The following is a 17,011-nucleotide window of genomic DNA, read 5'->3' on the forward strand; positions in this document are numbered from 1 at the left end:
GGTTTAAGCGAGCAACTGCGCCCAGTTCACACTGGACGGGCTGCCGAGGGTAAAGCCCTTGCCGGTCAAAGCGAGGTTCTTGTTGTAAGCCAGATCGTGCTGGAACGGCCCGCTCCACTTGTCGCGCAACGCCTCAAGGGCTGGCAACGACTCAGGCAGGCTGCCCGGATGAATGACCTGCACCTGCGGCGTCCAGACCGTCAGGTAGCCGGCACCGGCCACTTTCAGACACAGATCGACATCGCTATACGCCTCGGCGAAAGCGCCTTCGTCGAGCCCACCGACCGTGTCAAACAGCACCTTGCGGACCATCAGGCACGCAGCGGAGACTGCCGAATAGTTTTGCTCCACCGCCAAACGCTGAAGGTAGCCTTTCGTCTCTGCGGGCTCACCGACAAAGGCCGAGCCAACCCCCTCATTCAAGCCAAGAATCAGGCCGGCCTGAGTGATGCTGCCATCGCGCTTGACCAATTTGGGCCCAACTACCCCGACTTCCGGACGCTGTGCCTGGTTGAGCAGGCTCTCGATCCAGTTCGGGTTGACGATTTCACTGTCGGCCGCCAGCAGGATCAGGTATTCACCCTGCGCTTGCTGACAGGCCGCGTTGTACAGCGCGGAAGAGCTGAGGCGCTGCCCGGACCTCAGCACCCGTACTTTACCGGCCTTGTGTTCCCTGTCGTCCAGCCAGGCCGCGACCGCGGACGACTGACTCTGATTGTCGATGACCAACACTTCGTAGCGCAGGTAGCGTGTTCTTTGCAGGACGCTGTCCAGGCAACGCTCCAGCAATGGCAGGTTGTCCTGACTCGGCACAATGATCGACACCAGCGGGCGCTCGGTATGGCGATAATCGATCTGCCAGGTACCCGGCGCCGCCGAATTGATTTGCGCCTTGTAACCACGGGTCGCAAGGTGTCGGATCAATGCCAGACGCTCATGGGGATTTTCCGCCAGCACCGGCGCCTGGCAGATCAGCAACGGCTCATCCAGATGAGCCAGCCAGGCCATACCGCCCTGCTCGATAACCCGCAGCAGCAAATCGAATTCAAGTGCCTTGCTGAAGTCAGCGGAGTAACCACCCGCGTCGACGAGCACATCGCGACGGATCAACCAATGCCGTGCCATCAACGTCGGCAGGCTTTGCAACAGGTCGAGGTTGAAGCCCGGACGGAAAACATCGACCAGGGCGCCATTGGCCTGACGCTGGATCTCATCCGTCGTCACGGCGCGGCATTCGGGAGCCGCCAACAACTCCAGGCTGGCGCGCAACAAGCCGCTGGCGGTGAACTGGTCCCCCGCCTCAGCCAGCAGCATCCAGTCGCAGGTCGACTGACGCACGATCTGATTCAGCTTGTCGATATAGTTGCTTTGGGTGACTTTGACGAAGTGCAGAGTGTTACTCGCCAAGGTCGCCGCTGGTGGCTCGCCAGTGGTAAACACCACGATCTTGAATGCCTTGCAGTGCCCTTCAAGCAGACTGTCGAGGGTGATCTGCAACTTGTCCAGATCATCGTCCAGATCCAGCACCAGAAGACCAAACTGCGGTCCATCCTCATGGGCCTCAAGATGCCGGGCAATCGTCTCAAGCTCTTCAGCCTTCGGACCGCGCGCCTCCAGCCATTTGAGCAAACGACCGGACAGCATGGCCTCGAATGTTTGACCATTGTTCGGCGTGGGCAGCGCATTCAGGCGCTGGTCCCAGGCGAACATCTTCTCGGCTTCGTCGTGTTCACCCAGGTCTTCCAGCTGTTGTGCCAAACGTCCGACCACCACCCGGTTGAACATATTGCAGTCGTACGCCTGCCACAAACGGTCGACAACACTCTCGGCGGTATCGTTGTTGCGCGGACACAGAAGGGCTTCCTGCCGAGTCCACGCGCCTTCCAGCCCGTCGAGCTGAACACGACCTGCCGGCATGGCGTGGAGCAAAAACTCGAAGTGACTCAGCTGATCGAAGAATGCCTGATTGTAGAACGGCATTTCGACGTATTGCCTAGGCCCGAACCGACGTTGCGCCTGCATGAGCGTCGTGTTCCAGGCGGACTCGAAAATCAGCTCGGCACACAACGCCCGACCTGTTTGCAGACTGTCGATCATCGCCTGGAAACTCTCCAGCACGAACTGCTTGGTCTGATCCTGGTCGAGACCGGTGATGCCGGTCGGCAGCGATGCCAAAAACCCGGCAAACGCTTCCCGCTCAGCCACCGATTTGGCATCGCTAAAGGTCAGGGAGTGGTACACCTCGGTTTTGTGTTCCGAGGCGATGTAGTTGATCTCTCGTACCACATACGGAATCGGCAGAATCCGCGCCTTGGCGCGGGCCAGCATGTAGTACACATGACCAATTTCCTGCCACTGGAAGAGGGTGTCTTCCGGCATGACGGCATACCAGTCGCGCAACAGCGCAGTGCGGTGAACGGCGTAGAAAGGCGGGATGTACTGGTGCATGTAATCAAGCACACGGTCCTGGGCGCGCTCGGACGAGTAGTCTTCACAGACTTTCTTGTCGCGTCGGTAGTAGCTCACGCTATTGGCCATGGTCAGGTACATCAGGCAGTAGCCATGACACAGTCCATAGTCCTGGTTCGCTTCCAGGAACCCGACCGACTCGGCCAGCGCTTCATGCACGATGAAGTCGTCGTCGGCGGCGAACACCATATAAGGTGTGGTCACGTGCTCCACGCCATAGGCCAGTTTGGTCTGAAGCCCCCAGTAGCCGAGCTGTGGAAGGTGCCGATAGTCGACCGACGGGTAAAAACCGTCCACGCCCTCGATAGGTTGAGTCGACGAGTCCAGTACCAGAAGCGTGCAAGGCAACGTGCTGTAGAACTGCACCGCTCTGCGCAGAAAAGCCGGCCGGTTGTGGGTAATCAGCACCACAGTCAATAGTTCATTCAGGGGTAACGCGTGTTCAGAACCGTACTTGCCTTGCATAACCTTTCCCCACAACCGGCGAATCGCCCAAGAAAACTCAACGATGAAGTTGCTGCTTAACGAACCCGACGCAAGTAACCATCCGGCGCGACCGTGACCAGCAGCTTGTTCTGCATCTGGTAATCGATCTCGAAACTGTTGCTCTCTTCCAGGTACGCCCAGACCGCAGTTTTCGGGTTGTCGCCCGGGCCCCATGGACGCTCGGGGAAGAACTCTGGCGGCATGTCCTCGACCACGGTGTCCATCACCACGCAGTAGCTGTCGACCGACACCAACGGTGCATACAGGCGCAGCTCTTCGAGCACGTGGTCGTGGGTGTGGTTGGAGTCGAGAACCAGAATGACTTTCTTGCCCGCCGCAGCAGCACGCACCTGCTCGACCACCGACAGATCGACGCTGGAGCCTTCGATCATGCTGATGCGCTTGCTCATCGGATGGCTTTCGATCGCTTCGCGGTTGTGCGCACGAATGTCGCGGTCGATACCCAGTACTTCGCCGTGGCCTTGCAGTTCCAGCAGCGAGGCGTAGTAAATGATCGAACCACCGTGGGCGATGCCGCACTCGATCACCAAATCGGGTTTGACCTGCCAGATGATTTCCTGCATCGCCATCATGTCCTGAGGCAGCTGAATGATCGGCCGGCCCATCCAGGAGAAGTGGTAGCTGTACTTGTGCTTGGCCGACTCATTGAAAAAGTCGCGGGCCAGGCCCTTGAGTTTTTCGTCCTGGCCCTGGGCGGTGATTTCAGCCTGGCACTCAGCGTCGAACACTTGCATCACTGTCTTGGTCATTTTCCAGTCTCAATAAAAAGTCATTTGAACGAAGCGCTGTCGACCGCGTGATAGACGTAGCGCCCATCGGTCATTCGCTTGATTTCTTCCAGATAATTCGAATTCATCACAAACAGATTGGCGCCTTCGGGCAAAGCGTCCTGCACCTCTTGTGGCGAGGACACACGCACACCGCTCACGGGCAGATAACGACCCTGCTTGGCCGGGTTGATATCCACCACCTGATCGACCGCTACCCCCGCGCGTTGTAGGAACAACGAATAGATCACCCCTTTGGAAGACGCGCCCCAGATCGCCGAACCCTGCTCGGGAGTGGCTTGAATAATCTGCACCGCGCGCTCGATGCTGCGGGTGAAATCCGCGGGCATCTCAAGCCGTGGCACGGGGTCGGCGGACGTCAGTTGCAAGCTGCCAAGGTCGGCAACGATGTACAGGTATTGGCCGCCAAACAAATGCCCGGCCTCATGCACCGTGCCGAACAACCGACGCAGGTCTTCAAGACGGAAATAGTTGACGTGCTCATAGAACACATCGAACCAGGCGCGGTGATCGACGATCCAGTCGAAACACGGCACCTCGATGTAGATCTGCCCACCCTGATTGGCTTCGGCGATCTCAGCCAGAAAGGCGACGGGATCAGCAATGTGTTCCAGCACATGGCGCAGCACCACGGCGTCGGCTGCCAGACCCAGGCCACGGGTGAATGGCGCCTTGATCACCTCGGTGTTGTCGCCTTCGTAAGCCGGGTCAATACCGGTGATGGCGTAACCGAGGCTGCTCAACAGTTCGAGAAAGTAACCTTTGCCGCAACCGACTTCGATCAGTTGCTGGCCCTTGAAGTGGCGGGCGATGATGCGTTCGACGTCGCCCAGATGCTTCTGGAACTCGGCCGAGTGCGCCTGTTCGTTTTGATAGTCGCTGTCGTAGCTCAACTTATCGGCATCGAACGCCTGATTGAAGATCAACCCACTGACCGTGTCCTGCACCAGCACGATGTCAGCGCTGGATGACGCTCGGGCGGCGGCCGCATCGGCAAAGGTGCGATTCTGCAACACCGGCAGATCGGTGACCCGATATAACTCATGCACCATGCTCAGTTCCCTCACCCGGCTCTACACTCAAAAGTTGCTGCAGTCGATCGGCTACGCCCCAGAACGCCATCGGTTCATGGACCGAATAGCCGTAATGGCCAAGATTCAATGTGATCGGAGCACCACGCTCGCGCAGTCGCTGCTCGACCAACGCTCTTACCGATATCGGCTGACCGCTGCAACAATTGACCACCCCGGAAAAATCGCGTCGGTGCAGCAACGCCGCGAGATAACCGGCGGCTACATCGATGGCCAGATAGTCACGCAGCTGTTCGCCCGCCGACATATTGAAAGACCTGTCACCCGCTTCGATGGCCCGATCCAGACTGGCCAACAAACTGTTGGGGTTTTGCCCGGCGCCATGCAGGTAAAACAAGCGTGCCCACTGCAGGGTGAATGGTTGCTCACGCTGCAAGCTTTCCAGGAACAGACGCAGGGTATTTTTCGCCAACCCGTAAGGATTGCTCGGCTGCGGCGCAGTCTCTTCACTGAGCGGACCGCTTTGCAGGCCGTACTCGAAGCAGGTGCCGGTGACCAGCACCTGAGGCACACCCGCCTTGACCACTCGCTTGATAAACGCGTAATCGGCAAACAGGTTGCGCTCGAAATGAAACAGCGCCTGATAGTTTGGCAAGCCCGGCCAGGCCAGGTGCGCCAAGGCATCGATGCCCTCGGTCAACGCGACAACATCCAGGTCGGCAGCGTGAATATCGGCGCAAACAAACTCCACCGCATTGATCCACGGCATGCATTGAGCCACGTCGGCATTGCGTGCCACGGCGCGGACCCGACAGCCCCGCTCCAGCAACGCGCTGACCAGATGACGACCGACAAAGCCTGTCGCACCGGTGACCAGCACCTGCAACCCCTTCACAGGATGGTCAACTCAGGTACGGCGATGACAAAGCGCCCACCCCATTCGCGAACCTGTGCTTGCTGCTGGCTGACTTCGTGCAGCAGATTCCATGGCAATACCAATACGTAATCCGGTGTTTCTTTCGCGATGCGATCGGGAGAAACCACGGGAATGCGACTACCAGGCAGGAACTTGCCTTGCTTGTGCGGGTTAGCATCCGCGACCCAGGCCAGCAGGTCAGGTTTGACCCCGGCATAGTTGAGCAACGTGTTGCCTTTGGCCGCGGCGCCGTAACCGACCACGCGCTTGCCGTTGGCTTTGGCTTGCAATAGAAAGCGCAGCAGTTCGTGTTTGATCTGTTCAGCCGCCGGGGCCAGGGTGGAATAAAACGCTGGGGTTTCCATCCCGGCGGCCAACTCGATATCCAGCAGATACTGCACAGCCGGTTGCCGCACACGACCTACGCCGTCGGCGCGCCGGACAAAGACTCGTAGCGAACCACCATGGGTCGGCAGTTCGCTGACGTCGAAGATTTCCAGGCCATTGCGTTTGCACAAACGCTGCACCGCTGTCAGCGACAGGTAGGAATAATGCTCGTGGTAAAGGGTGTCGAACTGATGCTCGGCCATCAGCGTCAGCAGGTGCGGAAACTCGAAGGTCGCCACCCCGGTCGGCTTCAACAGCGCGGCAAAACCGCCAAGAAAATCGTTAATGTCCGGCACATGCGCCAACACATTGTTGGCCGTCATCAGATCCGCCGCCCAGCCTTCTTCAAGCAGTTGCAAGGCAGTATCGCGACCAAAGAACAACTCGCGGATGTCCAGACCTTTCTCACGCGCAGCCTGGGCCGTGCTACGAGTCGGCTCGACACCGAGGCAGGCGATGCCACGTTTGGCCACGTATTGCAGCATGTAGCCGTCGTTGGCGGCGATTTCCACCACTCGGCTATCTTCGGTCAGACCGAAGCGCTCGACCATCTCCTCGACATAACGCTCGGCATGGGCCAGCCAGGTGCTGGAATAGGAACTGAAGTATGCGTAGTCGGCGTCGAACAGGCTGTCGGCACGGGTGTAGTCCTCGGTCTGGACCAACCAGCACTCCTGGCAGACCAGCACTTTGAGCGGCACCCATTGCTCGGCCTGCTCCAACTGCTCGGCACGCAAGTACGCATTGGAAGGCGGTGCCGTGCCCAGGTCAATCAACGGCAAAGCCAGTGGGGTGCCGCAACCTCGGCAGTTCATAGACGCACTCCAGCGAACTGATGATCGAGCAAGGGATGAGCGCTATCCCGTGCCGACAGATTTTTGACAGGCAACGGCCAGGCAATCGCCAGTCGCGGGTCATGCACCAACAAGCCGGCCTCATGATCCGGGGCGTAGTCGGCGCTGTGCAGATAAAGCAATTCGGCATCTTCGGTCAGTGCCTGGAAACCATGGGCGAAGCCCGCCGGAATCAACACACTGCGACCATCGCCTTCGCGCAGGTACTCGGCGTGCCAGCACAGGAAGGTCGCCGAATCCGGGCGCAGGTCCACCGCGACATCCCAGACTTCACCGCGCAGGCAACTGATCAGCTTGGCTTCCGGTGCCTGGGCCGTCTGGTAATGCAGGCCACGCACACTGGCGCGCTCGCGGGTGCAGGAATGGTTGATCTGGCGGATGTGGAACGGCTGACCGGACGCATCCAGGCTGCCCTCACAGAACAGCCGGGAAAAGTGTCCGCGCGGGTCTCGGTGGCGTTTGTGCTGCACGCTGAACAGCCCGGCCAGCGGCAACGGATTCAATAGGAAATCGCTCACAATTGACCTCGGTATAGCGCCAACTGGTCCAGGGTCACGGCACGCATGTCCTCGCCATTCTTCCAGGCCAGGTGCCAATCAAGGGTGTGCTCCAGGCACTGCTGCAACGACCAGCGCGGCTGCCACGCCAACAACTGGCGGGCGCGACTGCTGTCCAGACGCAACAAGCCGGCTTCATGCAGATCGCTCGGTTCGACGCGCAACCCCGGCGCTTGCGGCCAGCGTTTGGCAAGCAGCGCCACCACTTCGCCGACGCTGCACATGTCGCCTTCGCCGGGACCGAAGTTCCAGGCGCCGGCAAAATCAGGACCTTTCTCGTACAAAGCTGCAGCCAGTTGCAGATAGCCCGCCAAGGGTTCCAGCGCATGCTGCCAAGGCCGCACGGCCTGTGGATAACGCAAGGTCACCGGTTCCTCGGCCGACCAGGCGTTGAGGACATCGGGAATCAATCGCTCGGGGGCGAAGTCACCGCCACCGAGGACATTGCCGGCCCGCGCCGTGGCCAGGGCCAGGCCGTGCTCGTCGTAGCGATCGGCAGCAAAGAACGACGCGGCATAGGATTGCGCCAGCAACTCGCAACACGCCTTGCTGCTGCTATAGGGGTCATGGCCGCCCAACGGTTCGTTTTCGCGGTACGGCCACAACCATTCCTGATTGGCGTAAACCTTGTCGGTGGTGACCAACACGCAGGCCCGCACGCAACCCACCTGACGAATCGCTTCGAGCAGATTGAGGGTGCCCATGACGTTGCTGGAGTAAGTGCCCAGCGGATCACGATAACCTTCGCGCACCAGCGGTTGAGCGGCCAGGTGCAGAACGATTTCCGGTTCAACGTCGGCCAATACTTCAAGCAACGCGCCAAGGTCTCGCAGATCACCGCGTTGATCGTTGATGCCATCGCCGACACGAGCCAGTTCAAACAGGCTCGGCTCAGTGGAAGGCTCCAGGGCAAAGCCAGTGACGTTTGCGCCGAGGCTCTTGAGCCAGAGTGCCAGCCAACTGCCCTTGAAGCCGGTATGGCCGGTCAGCAGGACCCGCTTGCCGCGCCAGAACGCCGGGCTTAGTCCCACTGCTTCCATGGGGCCTCCCCGCTCTGCCACAGTTCTTCCAGATGGTTCTTGTCGCGCAGGGTGTCCATCGGGTGCCAGAAACCATCGTGCTGATAGGCCGCCAACTGCTCGTCGTGAGCCAGGCGTCCCAAAGGCTCGGACTCCCATGAAACACCGTCATCCTGAATGTACGGCAGGACCTTGGGTGACAGCACAAAGAAACCGCCATTGATCCAGCCACCGTCGCCACGCGGTTTTTCGGTGAAGCCGCGGACCATGTCGCCGTCGCGCTCCAGCGCACCGTACCGGCCTGGTGGTTGTACAGCCGTGACCGTGGCCAACTTGCCGTGCCCGAGGTGGAAGTCCACCAGCGCGCCAATATTCAGGTCGGAGACACCGTCGCCGTAGGTGAAGCAGAACGCTTGTTCATCTTCCACGTAACGGCTCGCGCGACGCAGGCGGCCACCGGTCATGGTGTCCTCACCGGTGTCGATCAGGGTTACGCGCCAGGGCTCGCTGTAATTCTGGTGAACGTCCATGCGGTTGTTGCGCATGTCGAAGGTGACGTCAGAGGTATGCAGGAAGTAATTGGCGAAGAAATCCTTGATCGCGTAGCCCTTGTAGCCGAGGCAAATCACGAAGTCATGAATCCCGTGTGCCGAGTATTGCTTCATGATGTGCCAAAGAATTGGCTTGCCGCCAATCTCGATCATCGGCTTGGGCTTGAGGTGCGACTCTTCACTGATTCGCGTGCCCAGACCACCCGCCAAAATTACTGCTTTCATCCTGTTCCCTCTTGTTCTTCACAGGGCTGCGCCAAGCCGTTGTCGAACTTGGCAGGCCGTCTGGATAAATCGCTGGAAATCGGGCTCATACCCACTGGAGCCGCGCCGGAAATGCGCGATTTATGGCGATATACAGGGAACTTGCAGGAAGCGCGCCAGCTCGGATTGCCCGAGCTGGTATTACGGAAGCTGAGCCCCTATAGAGGATTTGTATTCATAGGGGACTGATTTATTTTTCGCGCTTTTTGAAAAATCAATCTGTCCCCGGTCTGAACGCAGGGACAGATTAATTTTCGATGAAACGCTGAAAATAAATCAGTCCCTTCACATCAATCCGCCAACCAGCCATTTTCCCAATACTGCAAGTTATCCCCTTGCAACATGAAGTCGCGCAACACCGCTTCGCGCAGGTCATCGCCCATGCGGTAGCTGGCCTCCGGGTCGGCCAGGTGCATGCGAATGGCCTGTAGCCATTCGTCAGTCGTGTTGCTGATGACCCGAGTGCACGGCAGGTAACCCCGATAGGCAGCAGTGTCGGTACATATCACGGGGTAGCCGCAAGCGCCGTACTCGAGCAAGCGCAGGTTACTTTTGCAGTCGTTGAAGATATGGAATTCCAGAGGCGCCAGGGCGAGGTCCAGATTCAGGCTGGCCAACTTGGCCGGGTAGATATCGAGGTCGATCACACCATGGAACTCGTGCAGATAAGGCCGCAACTCCTCCGGACACATGCCGAAAAACACCCATTCAACTTCGTTGGCCAACTCGCGGACGACGTCGACAATGATTGCCAGATCCCCAGTGTGACTGGTACCGCCGCCCCAACCCACCCGTGGCTTGCCCGAAGCCCGACGCTGACTCCGCAGACCGTTCCACATATGGGGGGCGAGCATGTTCGGCACCACACGAATATCGTGATGCATGCTCGACAACGCATCAGCCAGGGGTTGGGTCGAAACCACTACCCGATCACACAGGCTGATACCGCGCCGGACCTGACGCTCCATCTCCGAGTTTTGCGGCTTATTGCGAGTGTGCGCATTTTTTATCGGAGCGCTGATGACATAGTCATCCAGCTCGAAAATTCGCCGGGCATTGGAGTAGTTTTTCAAGCCGACAATCTCATTGATCGGCCCTTCGTTATAACGCCCCTGCAAAATAATGACATCGGGAGACTGGCGCTCGAGCTCAATGATCGTCGGCAGGTTATAACAAATCTGCCCGACCACCCTGCCCGCCGCTTCCAGCTCGATCAGCGGCTGCGTCACGCGATAATGTCCAACGGCCGAGGCGTTGATGGGCACCGCCAGAACGTTTGGTAACGGGCTATGGGAAAAAGGACTCCAGCCGGTGCGCAAACCTGATTCCAGACTGAAACTGGAGCCACCCAGGGTATTCAGTGCCAGGTTCGGGTTATAGGCCGGATCACGGGCAATGATCGGCAACCAACGCTGGTAAAAGGTTTCCTGTTCCTTGGCCCGAAGCTCCTGCTGAGCGACGTCCTGATTCACTGCAGGCTGCTTCCCTAGCGCAAGCTGGGCATGAGGTGTCCACACCACCAGATGCCCGCGTTGCTGGACACGCAGGCACAGGTCCACTTCATTGAGGGTTTGCGCGAAGTCCAACTCGTCCAGGCCTCCCACATCGTCGAAAACCTGCTTGCGCACCATCAGGCAATCGCCACCGACCGCACTCAAATCGTGGGCCACCTGCAGCCGATGCATATAGCCCGCGGCGTACAGGCTCTCCCCGGAAAACGGTACACCGGCCGGGCCTTGCAGCCCGAGAATCAGACCTGCATGCACCACCTGGCCATTGGGATTGAACAGTTTGGCGCCCACCACACCGACTTCTGGACGCTGTCCATGGTTGAGCAGTTCATCCAGCCAGTCAGCGTTGGTGATCACGGTACAAGGATTGAGCATCAGCAGGTATTCTCCGCGCGCCTGCTGCGCTGCGAAGTTGCGCATCGCGGCGACATTGCCCTGCTGCGGATATTCCAGCACCCGCAATTTGTCGCTGCCCAACTGCGCCATGCCGGCCAGCCAGCCAAGGGTGTCGGCATCCTCACTGCCATTGTCGACCAGCAACAGCTCATAGTCGCTGTAAGCGGTTTTCTCCAACACACTCTCGACGCAGCGTTGCAGGGCCGCCAACTGATCCTTGCTGGCGATGATGATCGACACCAGCGGGCGATCCCCATGCACATAATCGATACGATTGAGCAATGCAAAACTGCCGCAGCGAATCTCGTGGGCAATGCCCATGCGCTGCAGATGCGCCTCCAGCACAAGGGGATTTTGCTCGATCACATCAGGCAGAGACAGCCACTTGGACAGCGCAAACTGTGACTCCAGCAGAATTTCGGCGACATGCTCGACGACCTGAGTACCCTCACTCTCCACAAGACGCCAAAGCACATCGTGAGGTGCGAGTTCGCCATAGCGCGAATTGAAACCGCCCGACTCGAGGAAGCGCTCACGCTGAAACGCCAGTGATCGTCCTACGTAGGGGTAGCTGCGCATGAGGTCCAGGTTGAAGTCCGGCTTGAAGGCCGGCTCCGCCGACTCACCTTCACACAAGCCGCCTTCGTCGCTGTAGATGCACAGCGCATTCGCAGAGCTGACGATGCGCTCGGCCAGCACCAGCAACGCCGGCTCGACCAGACGATCTCCAGCACGCAACAAATAGAACCACTCCACCCCTTCGAGTTGCGCCAACACCTCATTGAGCTGCTGTTGCCAGTCCTCCTGTAGCGGCAGGCTGAAGACACGCTCATCCAGTGCGGCCTCTGTGCAGGCGCAGGACAATACCAGCACCAACTCAGGCGCATAGAGCTGCCCCGCGAGACTCTGCAGGGTGACCTGCAAGCCGGCACTGCTGGCCTGTTCATCAATAATGACCGGAACAATTTTCGGCTGCCGCGACCAACCGGCAAGCGTGTCCGGCAGCAATTTGCGCTGGGGCTCGGAAAGTGTGCGGCAAGCCAGCCATTCGACGTAAAGCTCGGAGAAGTTCTCACTCTCGATGCCAACTCGCCATTTCTGGGTGGACTGCTTGGTCCCCAGGGTTCGACTCAGGGGCAGCTCAGACCAGATTCGCGGCGACTCGTCCGCTTGCGTCAACGGCAAATAGCGAACCCAACCGGGTGCCGGTGCGGACTCGCCCGTGCGGGCCTTGAGCATCTGCACCAGCCATTGTTTTTCCGTCACTGCCGCGTCGATCATCGGCTGCTGGCGACTCAATCGCTCGAGATGCAAGCGCTCGACACTCAGCACATTGTTCAACACCACCATATTGCCGCGCCGCAACAAGCAGATGTACAAGGCGAAATCCAGCGTTGCGACGAAGCAATGCCCTGGCTGGGTCAACGCAGGCAACAACGCCTGCACATCCCCGCGCCGGAACAGGGCACTGCTGAGTCCGCCGAGGAAATTGACCGGAAAGTTCTCGAAAATCGCCAGTAGATCATCGCCTTTGAACACCCCACTCACGGGCGACAGCGCGCTGTTCTCCAGGCGGGGCGGCAGTTGACAATCGTCGGCGTCCCAGAACATCCGTTGGCCGGTCACCAGGTTGACATCTGAATGCTCGGTCAACACTTGCGCCTGTTTCGTAATACATGCTGGAAACAGCTGATCGTCATCACAGAGAAACTTGATGTACTCGCCTTCTGCCAGGTCCAGGCACGCCTGCAGATTACCGACAAAACCCAAATGCTGCGGATTTCGGACGTAGCGCAAGGGGGTAGTACTGCGTCCCGCGAATGACTCGACGATATCCTTGATCTCATCACTGCGGCTGTCGTCGCAGACAATGATTTCCAGGTTGCTGTAGCTTTGGCTCAAGGCGCCAGCCAATGCCCGGTTAAAAAAGCGCGGGGTGAATGCGGGGATGACGATACTGACGAGAGGGACTGGATTCACGGCGGGGAACTCTCGAGCGGCGGGCGCTCCCTCTGGCGAGTGAGCGCCCTGAACCGCTGAAAAAAGACGGCTTGGGCTTCGACCTGGACTCGGCGGTTACAGCGGTCGGTCAACCACCCGACCGAGGACGCTTAGAGCTTGTTGAACAGACCCAGTTGGGAGATTTTGCTGAACGCCAGTTGGGCGGCCTGCAACATGGTCTGCTGCAAGGTCAGGTTGGTGTAGGACGCTACCGGGTCGGCGTCGCGAATCGCACCCTGGGCCGTGGTGTTGGCCGCCACCTGGGTGTCATTGCTGGCGCTTTGAGTGTCCACGATCGCCCCACGCGCACCTGAATTACTGGTAGCACTGCTGACCTGATCGGAGGCACTGTTCAGATTGCCCAGCGCCGAATCCATCGCGGCGTTCAGCTTTTGCAAGGCAACCGGGTTGCCATCGGCTGGCGCATTCAACGCCGCCGCAGCAGCAGCCAATGTATTCAAAACGTTCTGCGTCTGGTGGGTGTTGGCCTGAACCGAGAACTGGTCACCTGTCGCTGGCGCGCCACTCAGGGTGAAAGAGACCCCGGCCGCAGTCGCGGTAGAACCCACCAGGGCACCACTGGAAACCGGCTGGCTGCTGGCCGTGACCGGTGCAGCATAGAGGTCAAACGCGGTGGCGCTGCTGAATTTGAGGACCGCCCCGCCCGGTGGAAAGCTGCTGGCATAAGCGGCGGCGTTGCTCTCGGTAGCAGCGGTGATCACTGTCGCCGACGGGTTGCCTGGACTGCGCGAGGTAGAGAAGGTATCCGGCGTGGCGCTTAGTTGGAAACTGTGGCCGGCGACAGCGGCATCCGCAGTGGCTGTCGACGTGCGATCGGCTGTGCTCAGGTTGATATTCAAACCAACCGAAACACCACGGAAGGCGATGCTCTGAGACGCGGCATTGGCCGAGCTGAAGGTGCCGTTCTGACTGGTCTCAGACGTCACATCGGTGCCCGCACCATCGGTGATCTTGAACTGCGTGCTGCTGAGGAAACTCACCGTATACGGCTGACCGCTGGCGAATGTACTGTTGAATGTCGCGCTGTTCGACACCTGGCCGCCGGACAGGCTCACCCGCCCATCGTCTACCGCGGGCGAGGTCATGGTGCTGGAGGTCCGCGTGGTATTGGTCGCTTGTTCGAAAGCAGCCCAGCCCGTGGTATTGCTCGCGACCGACAGCGAATTGCCGATGGGCAGACTGATCGAACTCTGGTCACCGTTGTAGCTGTAGGTGCCGTCAGCGTTCTGCGAGTACGGCGGCGTCGAAGTCTTCGAACCGGAGAAAATGTATTGACCGTTGGCGTCCTGGCTGTTCATCAGCGACAACACCTGGCCCTGGATCTGGGTCAGTTGAGCGGCATTGGCTTGGCGGTCGAGATTGGTATAGGTGCCGTTGCTTCCCTGGATCACCAACTCCTTGGCAGTCGTCAATGCGGTTTGAATGCTGTTCATCGCCGTCTCGGATTGCGTCAGCGTGGTTTTCAGCGTGCTGATGTTGGACGCGTACTGACCTAGCATCGAGCTTTGTTGCCCAAGCTGAAGCAGGCGTGCCGCACCAACCGGATCATCGGCTGCGGTATTGACCCGAACCCCACTGCTGACCTCTTGGCCGGTCGTGACCACATTGCTGTAGACACGTTGGTAGTTCGCGGCACTGGCTTCGTAATACTGAGAAGTAGAAATTCGCATGATTTACGACTCCTTAAAGAGAGTTGAGCAGAGTGGTGAACATTTCCTGCGCAGCCTTGATGATCTGCGAAGAGGCTGTGTAGTACTGCTGATACTTGACCAGGTTCGCCGTTTCCTCATCGAGGTTGACACCGGACACGGCATCACGGGCGCTTTTGGCTTGCGTCAGGATTGCCGTGGTTGCGGTGCTGTCGCTCTTGGCCTGACTGGCCTGGGCCCCCACCGTCTCCACTAGTTTGCCGTAGGCATCGGTCATGCTCACGCCACTATTGCCGGCCGACACAGCCACCGTCTGCTTGGTCTGTAGCGCCAGCGTGGCCAGAGCATTGCGGTTGTCGGCGGACCCTGCGCCCGTCAATGAAACGCTGAAGCTGTCGTTCTGGCTCGGAGTGCCGGAAACCCCCATCTGGAAGCTGTAGGTCTCTTGCGTGCCGGAGGCATCGTTGATTGGGTTGCCGCTGGCATCGACCATCGGCACCGACAGGTTCAGCGTGTTGCTCTGCCCGGGAACGATGGTGCCCGTGCCAATCGAGGTACCCTTGGCGTCGTACATTGTGTAGCCCTGAGTGCCCGCCGTAACGGCACCGAAGACCAACTTGACCGGGGTAGAATTCTGCAGGCCGGTGCGCAGGTCCGCGCTGGTGGCCGCGTTGTAAATATTCAGCTGGCTAGTCAGCACCGGCTGAGTGATCGAGCCTGAACCGCTATTGCTCGAACCGGCGGCCCCAGTCAGTGGAGCGGCAGCCGCAATGGTGTTGGAGTCGGTCATCACGGTCGCGATACCCGCCGCCGCATTGCGGGTCGGGGTGACCTTGAAACTGTCGCCGGCACTGAGCCCGCCGCCATTGAGCGCCAGAGAAAAACCGTCGATGACCGGAGCGGGTGTGGTGCTGAGGTCATAGGCCCCCATGTCCGTACCATCGGGCAGCCGTTTTACATCGTAGGCTGTCGCGCTGCTGAAGGTGACCTGATAATCGTTGGTGGTCAGCTTGCTGGTATCGGCGATGGTCACATCGAGGTTGCCGGAACCTGCGCTGTTGCCCGACGAGGCAATGCTGCGCTGGCTGAGCTGCGCCGGACTGTTAATACTGTTGAACAGGTTGCTGCCGAACTGGCCGTTGCTGTCGATGCCTTGATTCAACTGGCTGTTGACCTGATCAGAGACAACCAGAGCAACACGCCCCAACTCGTTGGTGGCCGGTGTCAGCACGTCGCTGCGAAAGCGCAACAGACCGCCGATGGTCCCGCCGGTCACGACCGAAGTCACGTCCGAGCTGCCCGACCCATATTTCACTTGCAAGCTGTACTGCGAAGGGTCGCTGGAGCTCGGACCTGCGGACAGGGTATTGGCGGTGGTGCCACTGACCAGCGGCTGGCCGGTACCGAGGTACACATCGTAACTGCCGTTGTTATTCACCACCTTGGCACCGACCAACGTGTTGAGTTGGCGCACCGCTTCGTTACGCGAATCGAGCATGGTGTTCGGGGTCGTGCCACCCGCCGACGCCTGAGTGATCTGCTGGTTCAACTGCGCAATCGAGGAAGTCAACGTATTGACCTGACTGGACAGGCTGCTCAGTCGGGTATTGATGGTGGTGTTTTGGTCGCTCAATTGCGAGGAGATCGAATTGAACCGGCTACTCAGCCCATTCGCTGTCGTCAGAAACTGCGACCGCGTACTAGAATTCGTCGCCGTCGTCGAGACCGACTGCAACTGGCTGAAAAAGCTTGCCAACGTGCTCGAAACGCCGCTAGTGCTGCCGGACAGCAGGGTATCGGTGGAAGTGGCCTGGCCCAGGAAGGCCGTCGTATCGGAATCGAGCGCGGTGCTGCTTTGCAATTGGCTGTCGAGGTAACTGTTATAAATCCGTCGCACGTCAGACAGGGTCGTACCGGTACCGACGTAGCCGACCCCGATGCTCTGCTGCGCCGATGCGGTGGTCATGACCTGCTGACGCGAATAACCCGCGGTATCAACGTTTGCCATGTTGTTACCGATGGTGTTAAGCGCTGCAGAACTCGCAGTCAGCCCCGAAAGCCCAATTGAAATCAGTGACATTGTTCAAGCC

11 protein-coding genes are annotated in these 17,011 nt (G+C 59.2%); all 11 read right to left on the reverse strand.

The genetic code is table 11. From position 1 onward, the window contains the following. Nucleotides 1–3 precede the first annotated feature (3 nt). Nucleotides 4–2,934 (reverse strand): glycosyltransferase family 2 protein, encoded by a 2,931-nt coding sequence (locus AC1MEE_RS16965; RefSeq protein WP_480410759.1) that lies wholly within the window; start codon nt 2,932–2,934, stop codon nt 4–6. A 56-nt stretch (nt 2,935–2,990) separates the two neighbouring features. Continuing rightward, nucleotides 2,991–3,725 (reverse strand): cephalosporin hydroxylase family protein, encoded by a 735-nt coding sequence (locus tag AC1MEE_RS16970; protein ID WP_480410760.1) that lies wholly within the window; start codon nt 3,723–3,725, stop codon nt 2,991–2,993. A 20-nt stretch (nt 3,726–3,745) separates the two neighbouring features. Then, entirely contained in the window at nt 3,746–4,816 is a 1,071-nt protein-coding gene (locus AC1MEE_RS16975; RefSeq protein ID WP_480410761.1) for a class I SAM-dependent methyltransferase, read from the reverse strand. Continuing rightward, entirely contained in the window at nt 4,806–5,681 is an 876-nt protein-coding gene (locus AC1MEE_RS16980; RefSeq protein WP_480416256.1) for an NAD-dependent epimerase/dehydratase family protein, read from the reverse strand. Before AC1MEE_RS16980 ends, AC1MEE_RS16975 begins: the two co-directional genes overlap by 11 nt. A 5-nt stretch (nt 5,682–5,686) precedes the next feature. Continuing rightward, nucleotides 5,687–6,913: a methyltransferase domain-containing protein gene (locus tag AC1MEE_RS16985; protein ID WP_480410762.1), complete on the reverse strand. Its 1,227-nt coding sequence runs from the start codon at nt 6,911–6,913 to the stop codon at nt 5,687–5,689. After that, on the reverse strand, nt 6,910–7,470 hold the full coding sequence (locus AC1MEE_RS16990) for a dTDP-4-dehydrorhamnose 3,5-epimerase family protein (RefSeq protein WP_480410763.1): 561 nt from the start codon (nt 7,468–7,470) through the stop codon (nt 6,910–6,912). Before AC1MEE_RS16990 ends, AC1MEE_RS16985 begins: the two co-directional genes overlap by 4 nt. Beyond that, a complete protein-coding gene (gene rfbG, locus AC1MEE_RS16995; RefSeq protein ID WP_480410764.1) occupies nt 7,467–8,549 on the reverse strand; it encodes a CDP-glucose 4,6-dehydratase in 1,083 nt (360 codons plus the stop codon). Before rfbG ends, AC1MEE_RS16990 begins: the two co-directional genes overlap by 4 nt. Further along, complete coding sequence (gene rfbF / locus AC1MEE_RS17000) at nt 8,531–9,304, reverse strand: glucose-1-phosphate cytidylyltransferase (RefSeq protein WP_480410765.1); 774 nt, start codon at nt 9,302–9,304, stop codon at nt 8,531–8,533. The genes rfbG and rfbF overlap by 19 nt, the downstream gene beginning before the upstream one ends. Before the next feature lie 329 nt (nt 9,305–9,633). After that, nucleotides 9,634–13,230, reverse strand: a complete 3,597-nt coding sequence (locus AC1MEE_RS17005; protein ID WP_480410766.1) for a glycosyltransferase — start codon at nt 13,228–13,230, stop codon at nt 9,634–9,636. Nucleotides 13,231–13,361: 131 nt separating this feature from the next. Beyond that, nucleotides 13,362–14,942, reverse strand: a complete 1,581-nt coding sequence (locus AC1MEE_RS17010; RefSeq protein ID WP_480410767.1) for a flagellar hook-associated protein 3 — start codon at nt 14,940–14,942, stop codon at nt 13,362–13,364. Between the two features lie 13 nt (nt 14,943–14,955). Beyond that, a complete protein-coding gene (gene flgK / locus AC1MEE_RS17015; protein WP_480410768.1) occupies nt 14,956–17,001 on the reverse strand; it encodes a flagellar hook-associated protein FlgK in 2,046 nt (681 codons plus the stop codon). Nucleotides 17,002–17,011: the final 10 nt, after the last annotated feature.

The organism is Pseudomonas sp. ASL3, from assembly GCF_056680425.1.

Bases quoted from the DNA above. Each gene is read 5' to 3' on its own strand.
- AC1MEE_RS16965 (WP_480410759.1), bottom strand. From the start codon at position 2,934: ATGCAAGGCAAGTACGGTTCTGAACACGCGTTACCCCTGAATGAACTA.
- AC1MEE_RS17010 (WP_480410767.1), bottom strand. From the start codon at position 14,942: ATGCGAATTTCTACTTCTCAGTATTACGAAGCCAGTGCCGCGAACTAC.
- AC1MEE_RS16975 (WP_480410761.1), bottom strand. From the start codon at position 4,816: ATGGTGCATGAGTTATATCGGGTCACCGATCTGCCGGTGTTGCAGAAT.
- rfbF (WP_480410765.1), bottom strand. From the start codon at position 9,304: ATGAAAGCAGTAATTTTGGCGGGTGGTCTGGGCACGCGAATCAGTGAA.
- AC1MEE_RS16970 (WP_480410760.1), bottom strand. From the start codon at position 3,725: ATGACCAAGACAGTGATGCAAGTGTTCGACGCTGAGTGCCAGGCTGAA.
- rfbG (WP_480410764.1), bottom strand. From the start codon at position 8,549: ATGGAAGCAGTGGGACTAAGCCCGGCGTTCTGGCGCGGCAAGCGGGTC.
- AC1MEE_RS16985 (WP_480410762.1), bottom strand. From the start codon at position 6,913: ATGAACTGCCGAGGTTGCGGCACCCCACTGGCTTTGCCGTTGATTGAC.
- flgK (WP_480410768.1), bottom strand. From the start codon at position 17,001: ATGTCACTGATTTCAATTGGGCTTTCGGGGCTGACTGCGAGTTCTGCA.